We start from the raw sequence: 16,580 nt of genomic DNA on the forward strand, positions 1-16,580 counted from the left end.
CCGAAGGTCGGGGCTTCGTCGTTCAACGGGCTAGATGCTGCTGGTAGAGAGTGAGCTGACGGGTCTGTTCGGCCTCGGGATAGGCGTTTCGGAGAAATTGGGCCAGCTCGGCGATGCCTCGCAGGTCTTTGCGCTGACCCAGCAGCTTGGCCAATTGCAGCGTCAGCTGTGGAAGCTGGCTCGGATGGCGAGAGTGCTGGCACAACCGGCGCCAGGCGGCGAGAGCGCGGGGGCCATCGGCGCCCCGTAGCAATCCCTGAAGAAGATGAAGCTGCACGCCAGGATGTCGTAGCAGGCGCTGTTCCGGTGCCTGGCTGTCGTCGCCCAGACGCTGCAACAAGAGAAGGCCAGTGCCGGGCGGCAAGGCGAAAACCTGCTTGAGCAAGGCGCTCATGAGGGCCGCATCCTGCCGGCTCTTGGCAACCGGATAGAGTCTCTCCAACAGCTCTTCCCGACCCGGATAGCGGGGCAGCAGATCGAGACCACGAGAAGCGGCCTGCTCCAGGGCGAAACGGCCGATCGCCTGATCCAGTGCGGCGAGTTCCCGCTTGAAGGGCGCGTCGGGGTCTTCCTTGCGCAGATAGGCTTCGTCGACCTTCAACCGGCCGATCAGGCGCGGCAGCCAGACCGACAAGAAACCCGCCCCCAGGCCGCCGAGGTGGGCGTAGTAGTTGACGTTGTCGTCGGCCAGCAGCAGGCCATACAGCTCCTTGCCCATCCAGACCGGCAGAATCCATAGCGCTGGTGCGCGGAAGTAGCCGAACATCGGCCCGAGCCAGTAGAAGAAGTTGATCCGGCGCAGGCCATATACGCCGAGGTACATGCCCATCAATCCGGAGATAGCGCCCGAAGCACCGACGCCGGTAACCCATACCGGGTCCATGATCCACCAGAGCAGGTGCGAGGCGATGCCGCTGAGCAGGTAAAGACCGAGGTAGAGCCAGCGGCCCAGGGCGATTTCCAGCGCGAAGCCGAAGATGAACAGGAAGATCATGTTGCCCAGCAGGTGGTCGAAGCTGCCGTGCAGGAACATGGCGCCGAACAGGCCCTGAACGCTGAACTTCGCCGGGATGAAGCCGAAGCGCATGCTGCTCACCTTGTCGCGTTCGGCTTCGACCTTCCGGCGTGCGGCCTGCCAGTCGGGATCGGTCTGGTAGGCCGGCTCATGATGCAGACGGCTTTCGAACTGCAGGTCACTGAGGATCAGGCCGGCGAGGTCGGACCGGCGCATGGCGGCGAGGGCGCGTTGTTCGTCCGCATTCAGTTTGCGACGGGGACCGAAGTCTTCGAGAAAAAGGGTTCGCTCGCGATTGAGCAAACCGGCGTCGAGGTACGCCTCGATGGCTGTTTCCCAGCGCTGCTCGTCACCGCCCTGGTAGCCGAAATAGATCAGCACGTTGAGCAGGATCAGCAGCAGGGTCATGACTGGCGGCTTCTTCCAGTCGAGCGGGTGTTCTGCGGGGAGAATGAGCACGGGACGTCCTTGTGCGGTCGATCAGTTGCCGCGCTTGCTGTCGATTTTCACCAGTCGGTTGGCCTCGAAGCGCAGGTAGTGGTACATGCCATTGCGTGGGCCATAGACCCATTCTTCAACCGGGACTTCCTGCCGGTAGCCGTAGTCGTCGAGTTTTTCGCGATAGCCAAGAAAGGCTGTGCTGGCTGGCTCGCCACATTTGCTGCGGACTTCGCTGGTGGTGTCGTCGAGGCTGATCAGGTTGCTTTCGCAGCGCAGCGTGGAGGAGGCATGTGCGTTGCCTGCCAACAGGAGCAGGGCGAGAAGACAAAAACGGATGTTCACGAAAGCGTCCCTGGCGGTACATGACGGGCGCCAGCCTACACCGGCGGCGTCGTACTGTCAGCGGCTGCGCCGGGTTTCGATGCGGATCAGGCGGTTTCCTTCGAAGGTCAGGATGTACAGCATGCCGTTGTTCGGGCCATAGGCCCATTCTTCCATCTTGAACTCGCGGCGATCGTATTCGCCCAGGGTATAGCCGACCAAGTCTCGATGTGCCGGCTCGCCACACTTTTGCTGCACTTCGAAAGCCCGATCGCCGAGGCTGACCAGTTTGCTGCCGCAGCGCATGGTTTCGGCTTGGGCGGGGGCGGCGGCCAGCGCCAGCAGGCAGAGGAAAAAAGCGCGTTGCATCATGTCATTCACTGTCCAGGTGTAGAGGGGTGGAAACCCGTCCGTCAGTTTCCGCTTCGCCAGTGCTCACGTCGAGCAGGTAGATACGTTCGTCCTCCAACCCACCCTGGTCCACCAGGTATTCCTTGATGCGAGAGGCCCGGGCCTGAGCCAACTGCCGCAACAGCAACTGGCTCTGGCTCCAGGAGGCGAGAACGCCATCTCGCAACCGGTGCGCACGTTCTTCGCTGTTCAGCTCAGCCCATTCGGCTGGGGGCTGCTGTTTCAGGCGGGCACGGTAGATGCCTTCCAGCAACGGGCCTTTCTCATCTTCCGGGACGACCAACTGGTCGGCATCGGCGGGCACCTTGTCGCCGCGGCGCTGGAGGACCTTGTAGTAGGTGCTGCGGTATTCCCGTTCCAGGCGCTGTTCGGCCAAGTGTGGCCCATCGCTGGTTGTTGCGCTCAAGCCTTCGACTTCCAGGCGCAACGCCGGCCGCTTCTTCAAGGCGTCCGCCAGGGTATCCAGGGTCTTGCGGGCTTCGTCGTCCAGTGCCGGGCTGCCGGCGGCGAAGCTGACCTGGCTGAGATCCGCGTCGCTGCCGCCGGCCAGTCCGGCGACGAACTTGAACGGTGCCTGGGCCGCTCGCAGCACCAGATTGCGCAACGTCTGCCAGACGATCGGCATGACACGGAACTGGGGGTTGTTGAGGTCGCCTTGGACCGGGAGGGCAATGTCGATCTTGCCTTCGGTGTCTTTCAGCAGTGCAACGGCGAGGCGCACCGGCAGGTCCACTGCGTCGGGGCTGTCGACCCGCTCGCCGAGCTGCAGTTGCTCCAGCACTACGCGGTTCTCGGCGTTCAGTTGGCCCTTCTCGATGCGGTAATGCAGATCCAGGTTGAGGCGGCCCTTGCGGATGCGGTAGCCGGCGAACTTGCCGGAATAGGGCGTCAAGGTGGTCAGTTCGACCCGCTTGAAGCTGGTCTGGATGTCGAGTTTCTCCAGCGGATCGAACGGCGTCAGGCTGCCCTGGATGCTCACCGGGGCGTAACGGTCCACCCGGCCCTTCACCTCGACCCTCGCGGGCAGCGACTGGCGGTTGTCGAGGGTGCCGATGCGGCCGTTGAGTTGCTGGATCGCCGTCGCGAAATTCGGGGTCAGGCTGAAGTCGGCGAAGTTGGCCGAACCGTCGGCAATGACGATCTCACCGATGCGAATGCCCAGGGGCTTTGCCGGCGATGGCTGCGTCGCGTTCGTCGGGGCCGGGCTGCCCGGCTGCGGAATCAGCAGCTCCTTGACATTGGTGCTGAGGTCTTCGTTGATGATGAAGCGCGCATAGGGCTGAGCCAGGTCCACCTTGGCGATGGTGAGCTGGTCCCCGTGACGGTAGTCCAGCCCTTCGAGGGAAAGTTGGCGCCATTTGAGGAAGTCGCGTTCTTTCACCGTGTCCAGGGTGTGTAGCTGGTGAACTTCGGCTCGTCCGGTGACGCTGAAGGCCAGCGGTTCGGCGCTTTTCAGATCGACGCTCAGGTCGCTGCCGAACAGGCCGCTGCGCAGTTCCAGGCGAACGAATGGCGCCAGGTAGGCCTGGGCGATACGCAGATCGATATCACGGGTGGAAACCTTGAGCTGGGCGCTCACCGGGCTCAATCGGACGTTGCCTTCCGCCTGGAGCTGGCCCTGGCGGCCGAGGCCGGTATCCAGCCTTAGGGTGAACGGCGATTGCCCGAGGCTATCGAAATCGCGCACATCGACGTTGAGCGGGCCGAGGTCCAGCTTGACCTCATCTGTGGGAACGCGGTCGGCGAGGTGGGCCCGGTAGTTGCGCAATTGGGCATCGCGCAGCAAGACCTGCCAGGGCTTGCCGGGTTCCTTGGCTGGCGTGCCATTGGCTTCGGTGGGAACGGTCTTTCCGCGGCGCTCAGCGAGCAGCTTTTGCCAGTCCAGTTGTCCATCGGCTTCGCGGGCGGCCCAGGTTTCCAGGCCCTGGCTGCGGACCTGGCCGATCACCACTTGCTGCTTCGCCAGATCCACCGAGGTCTGGGCCACATCCAGGCGATCCAGACGCAGCAGCGGGCGGCCGTCCGCCGTCTTGATGGCGAAGGGTGCCAGGACGAGCTGGAGGTTATCCAACTGCACCTGGGTGGTTTTGGCGAGATTCACCCGGTAGTCCATGCTCAGGCTGAGCCTGCCCTTTTCCAGCGCGAGGGGAACGGCATCCTCCACGTAGGGCCAGAAACCCTTCATGTCGAGATCGGTCACCTTGAGCGCGCCGTTGGAGGCCAGCGGAACGAGGCTGATCTGGCCCTTCCAGTCGATCCGCCCACCGCGTGGACCAGTGGCGACCAGGGTCATGTCGGCGTTGTCGTCGGGCAGCGTGCTGAGGTTTTGCAGTTCGAAATCCAGTGAGTCGTAGAGGAATTCGATGGGCTCGCTTGGGCGCAGGTCTTGGAAGTGCAGGCGCCCGCGTGCCAGTTGGATGCGGCCGACCCGCAGCGGGAAGGGTTCGGATGCCGGCTCGTCGGCCTTGGGCTCGGTGCTGGCGGGCAAGATGAACAGTTGTGTCAGGTTCAGGCGGCCGTCCTTGGCGAACAGGACATCGGCCCGCAGGCTGTCCAGCTCGATATCCGCCAGGTGCAGGGCGCCGCTCCAGAGGCTATCTGCCTGCAGGTTCAGGTACAGGCGCTGGAATGCCAGGGGTTCGCTGCCGGCTTCGCCGATGCGTAGGCCCCAGAGGGTCAACTCCAGGCTGAATGGATTGAACTCCAGACGCTCCAGCCGGCTGGGTACGCTGGCGTACTGGGCCAATTGCTGATTGATCAGGTGCAACGCCACCCCGGGCAGGATCAGGAAGCCGATCAGGCTGTACAGCAGGACGGCGATCACCAGTCCGCCGAGGGTACGTTTCAATCCTTTGGTCATAAGCGACGTCAACCATCCGCCGAAAAAGTGCTTGGAGTATGGCACGGACGTCAGGTTCCTTTGTGTGACGACCTCCCTTTCGCGTCGCGCTCAGAAGCGCAGAACCAACGTCTTCAACGGCGGCTTGCCATCTTGCGAGGGGAAGTCGGCGGCGGGCGCCAACACCTCCCATTCCCGAACCGTGCGGCCTTGCTTGGCGGCACAGCGCAGCACCTGTTCGCGCCACTCATCCAGCGGGACTTTCGCCAGGTTGTTGCAGCAGACCAGCACGCCGTCGTCGGCGGTCGCGAGCAGCGCCGGTTTCAGCAGGCTCTGGTAGTCGCGCAGCAGATCGACGGTGCCGAAGGCACTTTTCGCCCAGGCCGGTGGATCGAGGAAGACCAGATCGAAGCGGCGTTCATCCAGGCGCGGGTAGCTGGGAAGGCGCTGACCGTGGCGGCGGGAGATCGGCAGCCCGGCCAACTGGCGGATCGCCGGGAAGTAGTCGGACTGGATGAAGCGCATCGGCGCCAGGTCCGGGTTGAGGGCGGCGTTTTCCCGGCCGACCGCCAGATTGCCCTCGGCGAAGTCCAGGTTCCAGACTTCGCGTGCGCCGCCTGCCGCGGCGCAGAGACCGACGCCGCAGGTGTAGGCGAACAGGTTGAGCACCGAGCGGCCTGTGCTGTTCGCCTTGACCCAGCCGCGTGCGTTGCGCAGGTCGAGAAAGAGCAATGGATCCTGCCCGGCGTGCCGCCCGCGTACCCGGTAATTCAGGCCCCACTCATGGCCGACGAGGTCATCCAAGGCCTCGGCTTCCGCTTGATGGCTGGTGGCACTGCGGTCGATCCGGGAGTTGCCGCCGGAGCGGTCGTTGTAGACCAGCAGCAGCTTTTCGCCGAGGAATTCATCGACGATGGCGCTCAGTTCGGGCAGCCGGGCATGATCGACCGGTTGATGGAAACTCTGCACCAGCAACTGCTGGCCGTAGCGGTCGAGGGTGAGGCCGGGCTCGCCCTCCTGGCTGCCGTGGAACAGGCGGTAGCAGTCGGTGCCTTGGGCGTGCAGGTCGGTCAGCAGGTCGCGGCGGGCGGCGAGGGCGGCGCGAAGCGCCTGATTCAAGGAGGGCATGCGCTTCGCCTCGGAAAAAGGGGCGTGCAGTCTAACAGGGGAACGGCGCCCATACAGGCCGCCTGCCGTGACGGAGGATCACCGCAGTGCCACTTGCGCTCAGGGCAGCGGGGCGAAAGGCGAGCCGCCGTCGACGGTCTGCAGTTCGATCAGGTAGTTGCGGAAAATCTGGCCAAGTACCTGGCTGGCGATATCCAGTTCATTCCGGCGCATCTGCGCGGCTACCCGGTCGGCCACGTCCATGGCTTCATCGGAGCCGTTCACCGCAGCCATCTTCAGCACGATGTACGCCTGTACATTGTTGGCCGGCACGCCTTCGCCGCGGAAGAACATGCTGCCGAGACGCAACTGTGCGTCGGCATGCCCCTTAAGAGAGGCCTGTTCGAACCAGTTCAGAGCCTGGTCGAGGTCCCGTGGCGTCTGCTTGCCTTCGTAGAAAAACAGGCCGAGCTCGTACTGCGCCTGGCTATCGCCGCTCCTGGCCAGGTCCTGGCAGGCGGCGAGGGCTTCCGGCAGGTCTTCGGGCAGCGTGTTCAGGGCGCAGCGACCGCTTGCCGGGATCAGCAGGGAGTTGCCGCCCGCCGATGCGAGCGGTGACAAAAGAAGCAACAGGCAGCCCAGTGTCAGGGTGCGGCCGGTGCGGTTCATGGAGATCGAAGCGCCTCAGGGTCAGGGCGGGCGATGGGCCCGGCCGGCGAAACGCGCCAGCCGTCACATTATGAAATAAGGCGATGCTTCCTTACAAAGCCTTTACCGGCCTTTTTGCCGCCTCGGCACCGGGAAGCGACGACAGCAACCAGGCCAGCAGCGGATAGGCGAGCGCAAGCAGCAGGTGGAACAGGTCGACGCGGCGCAACGGGCCGAGGAAGCCTGATGTGCCGACTGCCAGCCCGGCCAGGAGGAACAGGCCGCTGACCAGGGCTCCGGCGAGGGCCGGGGCACGGCGCGGCCACTGGATCGCGCCGGCATAGAGGATCAACAGCAGGCTGGCCAGATCGAGCAGGAGACGATAGTCCTCCAGCAGATTCATTCGCCGCGCCAGTTCGAAGAACACGCACAGGCCGAGAACCAGCCGACCCCAGGCCGGACGGCTCCATGCCCAGCCACGGCCGAGGCTCAGCGCGGCGGCCCCCAGCAGCGGCAGGCCGAGGAAGGCGCTGGCCTGGCTGAGCAGGACGTGCGCTTCGCGCCATTCCGCAGTCAGTCCATAACGGACCGCTCCGCTGAGAGCCGCCGCCGCGGGCAGCAGAAGACCGAGCAGGGCACAGAACAGCGCCGGCTGGTTGGTCTCGGCGAAGCGCGAGCGGGCCTTGCCGAGCCAGACTGCCGCGCCCAGGCAGGCTAGGGCGAGCAAGGCATCGGACAAGGCCGTGCTGTATTGCATGGGCATGCCGTCAGCGAATGGCGCTGGCCGGCGGTGCTTTCTTCAGTTCGGCGAAGGCACGTTCGGCTGCATCCAGGGTGATCTTCAACTCGGTGTCGCCGTGGGTGATCGAGGTGAAGCCGGCCTCGAAGGCGCTTGGCGCCAGGTACACGCCACCTTCCAGCATCAGATGGAAGAAACGCTTGAAGCGCTCCACGTCGCTGCCCATCACGTCGGCGAAGGTGATGATGTCGTCCGCGCCGCTGAAATACAGACCGAACATGCCGCCGGCCTGGGTGGTAACGAAGGGGATGCCGGCCGCATCGGCGCGGTCCTGCAGGCCTTGGAGCATGCGGCTGGTGTAGGCGGTCAGCTCGGCATGGAAGCCGGGACGGCTGATCAGGCGCAGGGTGGCCAGGCCGGCGGCCATGGCCAGCGGGTTGCCCGACAGGGTTCCGGCCTGGTAGACCGGGCCGAGGGGGGCGATGAACGACATGATCTCGCGCTTGCCGCCGAAGCAGCCCACCGGCATCCCGCCGCCGATGATTTTGCCGAAGGTGCTGAGGTCCGGAGTGACGCCATAGTGGGCCTGGGCACCGCCGAGGGCGACGCGGAAGCCGGTCATCACTTCGTCGAAGATCAGCACCACGCCGTGCTGGTCGCACAAGCTGCGCAGCCCTTCGAGGAATCCGGCGGCCGGCGGGACGCAGTTCATGTTGCCCGCCACCGGCTCGACGATGATGCACGCGACTTCACCGCCGACCTTGGCCAGAGTCTCGGCAACCGCGTCCAGGTCGTTGAACGGCAGGGTCAGGGTATGCTGGGCGAAGGCGGCCGGCACGCCGGGGGAGCTGGGCACGCCCAGGGTCAGAGCGCCGGAGCCGGCCTTCACCAGTAGGCTGTCGGAGTGACCGTGGTAGCAGCCTTCGAATTTGATGATGCTGTCGCGACCGGTATAGCCACGGGCCAGGCGGATGGCGCTCATGGTGGCTTCGGTGCCGGAACTGACCATGCGCACCATCGCCATCGACGGCACCAGCGAGCAGACCAGCTCGGCCATTTCGGTCTCCAGCGCGGTGGGCGCCCCGTAGGACAGGCCGTGCTCGAGCTGGCGGCGTACCGCGTCGAGTACCTCGGGATGGCTGTGGCCGAGGATCATCGGGCCCCAGGAACCGACGTAGTCGACGTAGCGCTTGTCATCCTCGTCGGTGACGTAGGCGCCGGCGGCATGCTTGAAGAACAGCGGTGTACCGCCCACGCTCTTGAACGCGCGAACCGGCGAGTTGACGCCGCCGGGGATGTGCTTCTGGGCATCGGCGAAAAGGATTTCGGAACGGGACATGCGGGCCTCTCGAAAGAAGGGGTGAAGGCGTGTGGCGCGGCTCCACCGTGGCAGGAATCAGGGGGTCTGGAAGAGTTCGCTGAAGGCGCGGGCGCGCTTGGCCACCTCGGTAGCGGAGGGAGCGGAAAACAGCGCGTGAATCACCGCGATCAGGCTGGCGCCGCGGGCGATCAACTCGGGCGCGTTCTCCAGGGTCACGCCGCCGATGGCGACGATGGGCTGGCTGAAGCGTGCGTGGGCCTGCTCCAGCAGGTCGAGTGTCGCAGCAGGCGCACCCGGCTTGGTGTTGGACTGGAAAAAACGGCCGAAAGCGATGTAGCTGGCGCCTTCCCGGGCTGCCTGTTCCGCCAGCTCCAATTGCGCGTGGCAGGTGGCGCCGACGATCGCTTGGCGGCCGAGCAGTGCGCGGGCGGCGGACAGCGATCCGTCGGTCTGGCCGAGGTGCACGCCGACGCCGAGGCGGGCCGCCAGTTCGGCATCGTCGTTGATGATCAGTGAGGCACCATAACGCTCGCAGAGGCCGCGCAGTGCTTCGGCTTCGCGCAGGCGACGGGCGTCATCATCGGATTTGTCGCGGTATTGCAGCAGACGCGCGCCGCCCTCCAGCGCCGCTTCCACGTAGGGCAGCAGCTTGCCGTCGGTCAGCAACTGGCTATCGGTGATGGCGTAGAGACCGCGCAATTTCATGAGCAGAAATCCAGGGGCAGGCGACGGGGCACGTATTGACCGTGACCCGGCGCTTCGGCGTCGCGCAGGCAGCGCCAGGTGTAGTCGAGGGCCGAGCGTACCGCGCTGACCAGCTCCTCACCCAGGGCCAGGCGGCCGGACAGGGCACTGGCCAGGGTGCAGCCGGAGCCGTGGTAGCTGCCGGGCAGGCGCTGACAAGTGAAGGTTTCGCGCAGGCCATCGCGCCCGTACAGGCGGTTGTGAACTTCCTGTTCGTCGCCATGGCCACCGGTGATCAGCAGGTACTCGGCGAATGGCAGCAGCTTTTCCGCGCACTGGTCTGCCGTACCCTCCGGGAGTTCGGCGAGAATGCGGGCTTCCGGCAGGTTCGGCGTGGCGATCCGGGCGATGGGCAGCAGCCGTTCGCGCATGGCGTAGCCGACGTCATCCTTGCCCAGTGCGCCGCCGCCGCCGGCACGCAGTACCGGGTCGCAGACCAGCGGTACGCCGGCCAGGGCCTGCATGATCTCCACCACGGTATCGACCATTTCCACCGAGCCGAGCATGCCCAGCTTGACCGCGGCGACCGGCAGGTCGGCGATCACGGCGCGGGCCTGGGCCAGTACCCAGTCGCGGTCGAGGACGCGGAAGTCGGAAACGTTGACGGTGTCCTGCACGGTCAGCGCGGTGACCGCCGGGGCGGCGTGGCAGCCTTGCGCGAGCAGGGCTTCGATGTCCGCCTGCAGACCGGCGCCACCACTGGGGTCGTGGCCGGAGAGGCAGAGGACGACGGGACGGGAGGGCGAGGTAGTCATGGGGGGCGAGCTTACCACTAAACAGCCGATGCGGGACCGTGGCGGATGGGCGCGGCACCCTCATGCGGTGAGCGAAAGCGCAGATGAAAGTCGAAGTAGCGCTCGCTTCCGTTGTGTCACCGATCCCAGCTGTTTTGCCGCTGTGCTAGAGTGAGCGGCATTCGTACAACCAGGCTCTGCGTGGCTCGTCAGCAGGAGGGAGTGGGGCTCTCCGACGAGGCGCGACAGTCCTCCTGTGGGGCTCCATGCGGCATTTCCTTTTCCTTCTATTCGGCCTGCTGCCACTGCTGGCCGGCGCCGTCGAATTCGATGAAAACACCCGTAGCCTGCCGTTGGGGCAGGTCATGGAAGTATTCGAGGACGTGCGCGGCGGTGCCGACATCGACGAGATCGCGTCGCCGGCGCTGGAATCCAGTTTCCGTCGCCATGACCAGCCGGTGCTCAATGCCGGCTATTCACGTTCGGTCTTCTGGCTGCGCATCGATCTCGACTACCGTCCGCTGAGCCTCGGCGGCCAGCGCACCTGGCTGCTGGAACTGGCCTACCCGCCGCTGGACCACCTCGACCTCTACCTGCCGGACGGCCAGGGCGGATACCGCCTGGCTCAGCGCACCGGCGATGCCTTGCCCTTCTCCAGCCGGCAGATCAAGCAGAACAATTACCTGTTCGAGCTCAACTTGCAGCCGAACCAGCCGCAGCGCCTCTACCTGCGAGTGGAAAGTCAGGGCTCTATCCAGGCGCCGCTGACCCTGTGGGCCCCGGACGCCTATCTGGAAGACCAGCCCGGGCGCATCTACGTGCTCGGTATCATCTATGGCGTGCTGCTGGTGATGCTGGTCTATAACCTGTTCATCTTCCTCAGTGTCCGCGATACCAGCTACCTCTACTACATCCTCTATATCGCCTCGTTCGGCCTCTACCAAGTCTCGGTTAACGGTGCCGGTATCCAGTATTTCTGGCCGGACAACCCCTGGTGGGCCAACGCCGCCACGCCCTTCCTGATTGGCTCGGCGGCGCTGTTCGGTTGCCAGTTCGCCCGCAGTTTCCTGCATACCGGCGAGCACAGCCCTTGGGTCGACCGCGTCCTGTTGTTGATGATGGCGTTCGGTGCCGCGGTGATGGCGCTGGCGCTCACCGTCAGTTACGCCGTAGCCCTGCGGCTCGCCACCTACCTGGCGCTGCTGTTCACCGTGGTGATTTTCAGCGCCGGGATCATCGCCTGGCTGCGCGGCCTGCGGGTGGCGCGCTACTTCATCTTCGCCTGGACCGCCTTCCTGCTGGGCGGCGTGGTCAACACGCTGATGGTGCTGGGTTACCTGCCGAATATGTTCCTCACCATGTACGCCAGCCAGATCGGCTCGGCGCTGGAGGTGGGGTTGCTGTCCCTCGCGTTGGCCGACCGGATCAACGCCATGAAGGAGGAACGTGCGCGTATCCTCGAAGAGTCCGGCCGCAAGCTGGAAGCGTTGAACCGGGAGCTGGCCGACAGCAACCGCTTGAAGGACGAGTTCCTCGCCACCGTCACTCACGAATTGCGCACGCCTATGAATGGCGTGATCGGTTCGCTCGAGCTGATGCAGACCGTGAACATGGATATCGAGCTGGCGCAATACCAGCGCACTGCCGCCAGCTCGGCACGTGACATGATGCGCATGGTCAACGACATCCTGGCGCTGACCGAACTGCAGGCCGGCAAGCTCTATCCGCGCCGCGAACCGTTCAGCCTGCGTTCGCTGTTCGACGGTCTGCGCGCCCAGTTCGCGCCGCGGGCCGGAGAGAAGGGGCTGAGCTTCACCCTGGACCTGGACGAGACGCTGCCCGACATCGTCCAGGGCGATGCCGGCAAGCTGGCGCAGAGCCTCGGTTATCTGCTCGACAACGCCCTCAAGTTCACCAGCCACGGCGGCGTGACCCTGAGGGTAGGGCGTGGCGAAGCCTCGACGAGCGAGACGCTGGCGCTGCAGATCGAAGTGATCGACAGCGGCATCGGCTTCAATACCCCGACGGATGGCTCGCTGTACCAACAGTTCCGCCAGTTGGATGCCTCCTTGACCCGCGAATACGGCGGGCTCGGCATCGGTCTGGCGCTGTGCCGGCAACTGGTGGAGCTGCTCGGCGGCAGCCTCAGCCATTCATCCCGGGCCGGGCAGGGCAGCCGCTTCCGCCTGAGCCTGGTGCTCGGTCTGCCGCCGCTGAACGGCCCGCAGTTACCGCCGCCTCCCCGTCGCGCCGGCGGCCAGGCGCTGCGCCGGCCCGAGCAATGCACCGTGTTGGTGGTGGAGGACAACGCGATCAACCAACTGGTGACCCGCGGCATGCTGCTCAAGCTCGGCTACCGCGTACGCACCGCCGACAACGGCGCCGAGGCTTTGGAGTTGTTGCGCTTCGAGCCGGTGGATGCGGTGCTGCTGGACTGCCAGATGCCGATCATGGACGGTTTCGCGACCTGCCGCGCGCTGCGCCTCCTGCCCGAGTGCCAGGACCTGCCGGTACTGGCGATCACCGCCCATAGCCACAGCGGCGACCGGGAGCGCTGCCTGGCCGCCGGGATGAGCGACTACCTGGCCAAGCCGGTGAAGTTCGAGGCCCTGCAGATGCTGCTGCATGATTGGGTGCTGTGTACGCCAGCACGCTACTAAGCGCTGGTCGCTTCGCCTGAGAGCCTGTTTACGATCTGCTGCGTGTCGACCCTGCTGCGTAAAACTGCTGGATCGCCAGCATTTACAACTCGTAAAGTCGAATGCAGCCCCAGCGCGTCCTCACCTACGAGGCCCGGCCTGTTTTCGTGGGGCCGCCGAGGTCTTGCATGGCTCTAGCGCGCGAGATCGTAAACAGCTCTGAGTCTCGGCTCAGGCGACTTTCTGGATAACAGCGGCGGCTTTTGCCGCATGCACGGCTTTTTTGGCCGAAATCCCACTTTTTCCAAGCTCTGAAGCGTGATTCACTGAGGTTATTCAGTGAATTCGGATTCAGACATGGTCTATCGCATCACCGCCGCCCGACTCGATCGCGACCAGGCCCTGCGCGAGCGCATCCTCGAGTGCGCATTGGCACGGGTCGCCGAAGGGGGATTCGCTACCCTCACCATGCAGGCGCTGGCTGAAGACGTCGGTATCGCCACCGGCAGTCTGTATCGGCATTTCCGCAACAAGGGCGAACTTGCCGCGGAAGTCTTCGCCCGTGCCAGCCAGCGCGAGGTGGATACGCTGAGTGCCGTGCTGCGCGGTCCGGGAACCCCGGAGGAGCGCCTTGCCGCGGGGCTCCGGCAGTTCGCCGCGCGTGCCTGGCACAGTCGTCGCCTGGCCTTTGCCCTGATCGCCGAGCCGGTCGATCCGGAGGTCGACGAGCAGCGTCTGCTCTACCGAGAGGCCTATGCCGAGCTGTTCGGCGACTTGCTGGACGAGGGCGTGCGCAGCGGTGCATTCCAGGCTCCGCTGCTCGGCGTGAGTTCGGCCTGCCTGGTCGGCGCCATCGCCGAAGCCCTGGTCGGTCCGCTTTCGCCCCCGGCCCGTGCGGCCCGTGAGGCGGGCCACTCCCAACCCGACCTGGCCGCTGTCAGCCAGGCCCTGGTCACTTTCTGCCTGCGCGCCCTGGGCGCGCGTCTGCCTGAGGACCCGACGCCATGAACCTGCACCAGTACGCCGAAACCCATGATGTGTTCAATCAGGTCCCGCCGCTGGACGGGGCCAACCTGTACCGCGTGGATCTGCCTCTGCAGGAGTGGGTGAGACGCTTCCATGGCGGATGGGCGGAGGAGCGGCTCGATACTTACGGTGCGCTGGCCGGCGGGCCGCTGATGGCCGCCGGCTTCCTGGCCAACGAGCACAAGCCGGAATTCAAGAGCCACGACCGCTACGGCCATCGCCAGGACCTGGTGGAATTCCACCCGGCCTATCACGAGCTGATGCGCACGGCTATCGAACACGGTATTCCCTCGCTGCCCTGGACCGACCCGCGCGCCGGAGCCCACGTGGCGCGTGCCGGGTTGTCCTACCTGCACACCCAGGCCGAGGCCGGCACGGGCTGCCCGCTGACCATGACCTTCGCCAGTGTGCCGGCGCTCAAGTTGCAGCCGGACATCGCCGAGCAGTGGGTGCCGAAGATCGTCGCAACCCAGTACGACCCGCGTAACGTGCCGATGGCGCAGAAGGCTGGCGTCACCATTGGCATGGCCATGACCGAGAAGCAGGGCGGCACCGATGTGCGGGCCAATACCACCAAGGCCTATCCGGTCGGCATACCGGGGCCGGGCCAGGCCTACGAGCTGGTCGGGCACAAGTGGTTCTGTTCGGCGCCTATGTGCGATGCCTTCCTGACTCTGGCCTACAGCGAGAAAGGCCTGAGCTGCTTCCTGCTGCCGCGTCATCGCCCGGATGGCGCGCGCAACCAGTTTTACGTGCAGCGCCTGAAGAACAAGCTGGGCAACTGGTCCAACGCCTCCAGCGAAGTGGAATACCGCGGCGCGCTGGCCTGGATGATCGGCGAGGAAGGGCGCGGCGTGCCGACCATCATCGAGATGGTGGCGCTGACCCGTTTCGACTGCATGATCGGCTCCAGTGCGCTGATGCGTCAGGCCCTGACCCAGGCCGCCCATCATTGTGCCTACCGTCAGGTCGGTGGCCGGGTGCTGGCCGAGCAGCCGCTGATGCAGAACGTGCTCGCCGACCTCGCACTGGAGAGCGAAGCCGCCCTGGCGCTGACGATGCGAATGGGCCGGGCACTCGACCATGCCCATGACGAGCAGGAAGAGAAGTTCGCCCGTCTGGTCACCGCCATCGGCAAGTATTGGATCTGCAAGCGTGCTCCGGCGATGATCAACGAGGCCTCGGAATGCCTGGGCGGTGCCGGCTACGTGGAGGAAACCGTCCTGCCGCGGCTGTACCGCGAAGCACCGGTCAACTCGATCTGGGAGGGTTCGGGCAACGTCCAGTGCCTGGATGTGCTGCGTGCGCTGTCGAAGGAGCCGGGCGTGCTCGATGCCCTGTTCGCCGAGCTCGGCGATGGTCACGGCGATGCCCGACTGAAGGCGCACATTGCTCAATTGCAGACGGCGTTCCGCGACACCGGCGACATCCAGTACCGCGCCCGCCAGCTCACCGAGGACGTCGCCATCGCGCTACAGGCCAAGCTGCTGCTGGAGGCCGGCAACGCCACCGTATCCGATGCCTTCCTCGCCAGCCGTCTGGGCCAGGGCGGCCGGGTCTACGGCACCCTGCCGCGGGGCATCGATGTGGAAGCGCTGGTGGCCCGCAGTACGCCGCATCGGGTGTGATGCGCCTGCCTTACTGGCTGGGCGTCGGGGAGAACGTCGGTGTTCTCCCTACCACGAACCATAAGGCACGCCGAACTTTTCAATATAGGCCTTGGAGATATCGCTGAGCGGGCGGTACCGTCCTCCCGAACGCCCCAGATACGGCCCACGCGGATCGACCTTGCCCACGACACGGGTGACTTCGATGGGGCCGAGGCAGGGGCCCTGCACCCAGACCTTGGCGATACCGCCCGGTGCCAAGCCTATCGTCAGGGTTTCGCGGTAATCGGTATTCCACTTACCGCCCATGTTGCAGTCGGATTGCTCTCGCTTGAGCATGAGTTGTCGCGCTTCCTCGGGTATCTCGATGTACGCCTCGTAAGTTTGCGGCTCCACCAGGGATTGCCAGTTCACATAGATCACACGGGGCAGGTCAGCACCGCGGACATGTTTACCCGCGCCCCCGCTGGGGCTCTTCGGCCAGCCCTTGGGGTTGCCCTTGAATCGCGTTGGGATGCCTTGGCTGAACGCCGTTGGATAGCCCATCGAGACCGTGCCTCCCATCACGCCCAGAAAACCACGGTTTTTAATGTCTACGACTTCGACGGTTTCGACCCAGACTTCCATGTAGTCAGGTGAAAAGAGGCCCAAAAACCAAGCGTCATAGGGTAGCGAGTGACCACGGCCGTTGGCGCAACCGGCGAGCACACTCAGCAGCGACAGCAAACAGGCATTGAGCAGGAAGCGGGTGTTATTCATTGGGGGAGATCACTCGCTGATGGTTGTCGGCCGGACGGTTGACGAAGACCGTATCCAGGCCGCTGCCGTTCCGGCCCACGGCTGCATTCCAGTGGGCGGACTGATGAATGTAGCGCGTGTACAGCAGGGACTCTTCGCGCTCGGTCAACCCCGGGCTCGGGCTCTGCCCCAGGGCATAGGCCATCAGCTTGGCGGCGATGGGCTTCAGTTCCTCGGGCAGGGCCAGTTG

At 65.1% G+C, this 16,580-nt stretch carries 14 protein-coding genes and 1 pseudogene; 3 read left to right on the plus strand and 12 right to left on the minus strand.

The window, feature by feature from the left end; all coding sequences use genetic code 11:
- Positions 1-22: 22 nt before the first annotated feature.
- The 10 genes from BZL41_RS02915 to BZL41_RS02960 form a co-directional block, all read right to left on the minus strand.
- Positions 23-1,474 carry a rhomboid family intramembrane serine protease gene (locus BZL41_RS02915; protein ID WP_095597912.1) on the minus strand — a complete coding sequence of 484 codons (1,452 nt, stop codon included), beginning with the start codon at positions 1,472-1,474 and terminating at the stop codon, positions 23-25.
- 21 nt (positions 1,475-1,495) lie between these two features.
- Entirely contained in the window at positions 1,496-1,798 is a 303-nt protein-coding gene (locus tag BZL41_RS02920; protein ID WP_095597913.1) for a DUF2845 domain-containing protein, read from the minus strand.
- A gap of 57 nt (positions 1,799-1,855) precedes the next feature.
- Positions 1,856-2,149 (minus strand): DUF2845 domain-containing protein, encoded by a 294-nt coding sequence (locus BZL41_RS02925; protein WP_095597914.1) that lies wholly within the window; start codon positions 2,147-2,149, stop codon positions 1,856-1,858.
- A gap of 1 nt (position 2,150) precedes the next feature.
- On the minus strand, positions 2,151-5,048 hold the full coding sequence (locus BZL41_RS02930) for a DUF748 domain-containing protein (RefSeq protein ID WP_095597915.1): 2,898 nt from the start codon (positions 5,046-5,048) through the stop codon (positions 2,151-2,153).
- Positions 5,049-5,138: 90 nt separating this feature from the next.
- Positions 5,139-6,155 (minus strand): class I SAM-dependent rRNA methyltransferase, encoded by a 1,017-nt coding sequence (locus tag BZL41_RS02935; RefSeq protein WP_095597916.1) that lies wholly within the window; start codon positions 6,153-6,155, stop codon positions 5,139-5,141.
- 99 nt (positions 6,156-6,254) lie between these two features.
- Positions 6,255-6,803 carry a tetratricopeptide repeat protein gene (locus BZL41_RS02940; RefSeq protein WP_095597917.1) on the minus strand — a complete coding sequence of 183 codons (549 nt, stop codon included), beginning with the start codon at positions 6,801-6,803 and terminating at the stop codon, positions 6,255-6,257.
- Between the two features lie 91 nt (positions 6,804-6,894).
- Complete coding sequence (locus tag BZL41_RS02945; RefSeq protein WP_095597925.1) at positions 6,895-7,539, minus strand: hypothetical protein; 645 nt, start codon at positions 7,537-7,539, stop codon at positions 6,895-6,897.
- A gap of 10 nt (positions 7,540-7,549) precedes the next feature.
- On the minus strand, positions 7,550-8,860 hold the full coding sequence (hemL, locus tag BZL41_RS02950) for a glutamate-1-semialdehyde 2,1-aminomutase (RefSeq protein ID WP_095597918.1): 1,311 nt from the start codon (positions 8,858-8,860) through the stop codon (positions 7,550-7,552).
- A gap of 57 nt (positions 8,861-8,917) precedes the next feature.
- Positions 8,918-9,547: a thiamine phosphate synthase gene (gene thiE, locus BZL41_RS02955; RefSeq protein ID WP_095597919.1), complete on the minus strand. Its 630-nt coding sequence runs from the start codon at positions 9,545-9,547 to the stop codon at positions 8,918-8,920.
- Positions 9,544-10,341 (minus strand): hydroxymethylpyrimidine/phosphomethylpyrimidine kinase, encoded by a 798-nt coding sequence (locus BZL41_RS02960; RefSeq protein WP_095597920.1) that lies wholly within the window; start codon positions 10,339-10,341, stop codon positions 9,544-9,546. Before BZL41_RS02960 ends, thiE begins: the two co-directional genes overlap by 4 nt.
- Before the next feature lie 245 nt (positions 10,342-10,586).
- Here BZL41_RS02960 and BZL41_RS02965 point away from each other — a divergent pair, with 245 nt between their 5' ends.
- The 3 genes from BZL41_RS02965 (at position 10,587) to BZL41_RS02975 (ending at position 15,613) form a co-directional block, all read left to right on the plus strand.
- Positions 10,587-12,980 (plus strand): hybrid sensor histidine kinase/response regulator, encoded by a 2,394-nt coding sequence (locus tag BZL41_RS02965; RefSeq protein WP_095597921.1) that lies wholly within the window; start codon positions 10,587-10,589, stop codon positions 12,978-12,980.
- A gap of 336 nt (positions 12,981-13,316) precedes the next feature.
- Positions 13,317-13,967: a TetR/AcrR family transcriptional regulator gene (locus tag BZL41_RS02970; protein ID WP_095597922.1), complete on the plus strand. Its 651-nt coding sequence runs from the start codon at positions 13,317-13,319 to the stop codon at positions 13,965-13,967.
- Complete coding sequence (locus BZL41_RS02975) at positions 13,964-15,613, plus strand: acyl-CoA dehydrogenase family protein (RefSeq protein WP_095597923.1); 1,650 nt, start codon at positions 13,964-13,966, stop codon at positions 15,611-15,613. The genes BZL41_RS02970 and BZL41_RS02975 overlap by 4 nt, the downstream gene beginning before the upstream one ends.
- Positions 15,614-15,661: 48 nt before the next feature.
- Here BZL41_RS02975 and BZL41_RS02980 read toward each other — a convergent pair whose 3' ends face one another.
- Together BZL41_RS02980 and BZL41_RS28340 are read right to left on the minus strand one after the other, a co-directional pair.
- The gene (locus tag BZL41_RS02980; protein ID WP_095597924.1) at positions 15,662-16,351 is read right to left on the minus strand and encodes a DUF2931 family protein; all 690 of its coding nucleotides are present in this window, start codon (positions 16,349-16,351) and stop codon (positions 15,662-15,664) included.
- Positions 16,344-16,580 (minus strand): annotated as a pseudogene (locus BZL41_RS28340) (type IV secretion protein Rhs); the annotation flags it as partial. The pseudogene BZL41_RS28340 and the gene BZL41_RS02980, both read right to left, overlap by 8 nt.

This window comes from Pseudomonas sp. PIC25 (assembly GCF_002286785.1).
GTDB lineage: Bacteria > Pseudomonadota > Gammaproteobacteria > Pseudomonadales > Pseudomonadaceae > Pseudomonas_M.

What these genes read in the sequence shown, in the direction of transcription:
- BZL41_RS02925 (WP_095597914.1), bottom strand. Translation starts at nt 2,149, where the DNA reads ATGATGCAACGCGCTTTTTTCCTCTGCCTGCTGGCGCTGGCCGCCGCC.
- BZL41_RS02930 (WP_095597915.1), bottom strand. Translation starts at nt 5,048, where the DNA reads ATGACCAAAGGATTGAAACGTACCCTCGGCGGACTGGTGATCGCCGTC.
- BZL41_RS02935 (WP_095597916.1), bottom strand. Translation starts at nt 6,155, where the DNA reads ATGCCCTCCTTGAATCAGGCGCTTCGCGCCGCCCTCGCCGCCCGCCGC.
- BZL41_RS02940 (WP_095597917.1), bottom strand. Translation starts at nt 6,803, where the DNA reads ATGAACCGCACCGGCCGCACCCTGACACTGGGCTGCCTGTTGCTTCTT.
- BZL41_RS02945 (WP_095597925.1), bottom strand. Translation starts at nt 7,539, where the DNA reads ATGCAATACAGCACGGCCTTGTCCGATGCCTTGCTCGCCCTAGCCTGC.
- hemL (WP_095597918.1), bottom strand. Translation starts at nt 8,860, where the DNA reads ATGTCCCGTTCCGAAATCCTTTTCGCCGATGCCCAGAAGCACATCCCC.
- thiE (WP_095597919.1), bottom strand. Translation starts at nt 9,547, where the DNA reads ATGAAATTGCGCGGTCTCTACGCCATCACCGATAGCCAGTTGCTGACC.
- BZL41_RS02960 (WP_095597920.1), bottom strand. Translation starts at nt 10,341, where the DNA reads ATGACTACCTCGCCCTCCCGTCCCGTCGTCCTCTGCCTCTCCGGCCAC.
- BZL41_RS02965 (WP_095597921.1), top strand. Translation starts at nt 10,587, where the DNA reads ATGCGGCATTTCCTTTTCCTTCTATTCGGCCTGCTGCCACTGCTGGCC.
- BZL41_RS02970 (WP_095597922.1), top strand. Translation starts at nt 13,317, where the DNA reads ATGGTCTATCGCATCACCGCCGCCCGACTCGATCGCGACCAGGCCCTG.
- BZL41_RS02975 (WP_095597923.1), top strand. Translation starts at nt 13,964, where the DNA reads ATGAACCTGCACCAGTACGCCGAAACCCATGATGTGTTCAATCAGGTC.
- BZL41_RS02980 (WP_095597924.1), bottom strand. Translation starts at nt 16,351, where the DNA reads ATGAATAACACCCGCTTCCTGCTCAATGCCTGTTTGCTGTCGCTGCTG.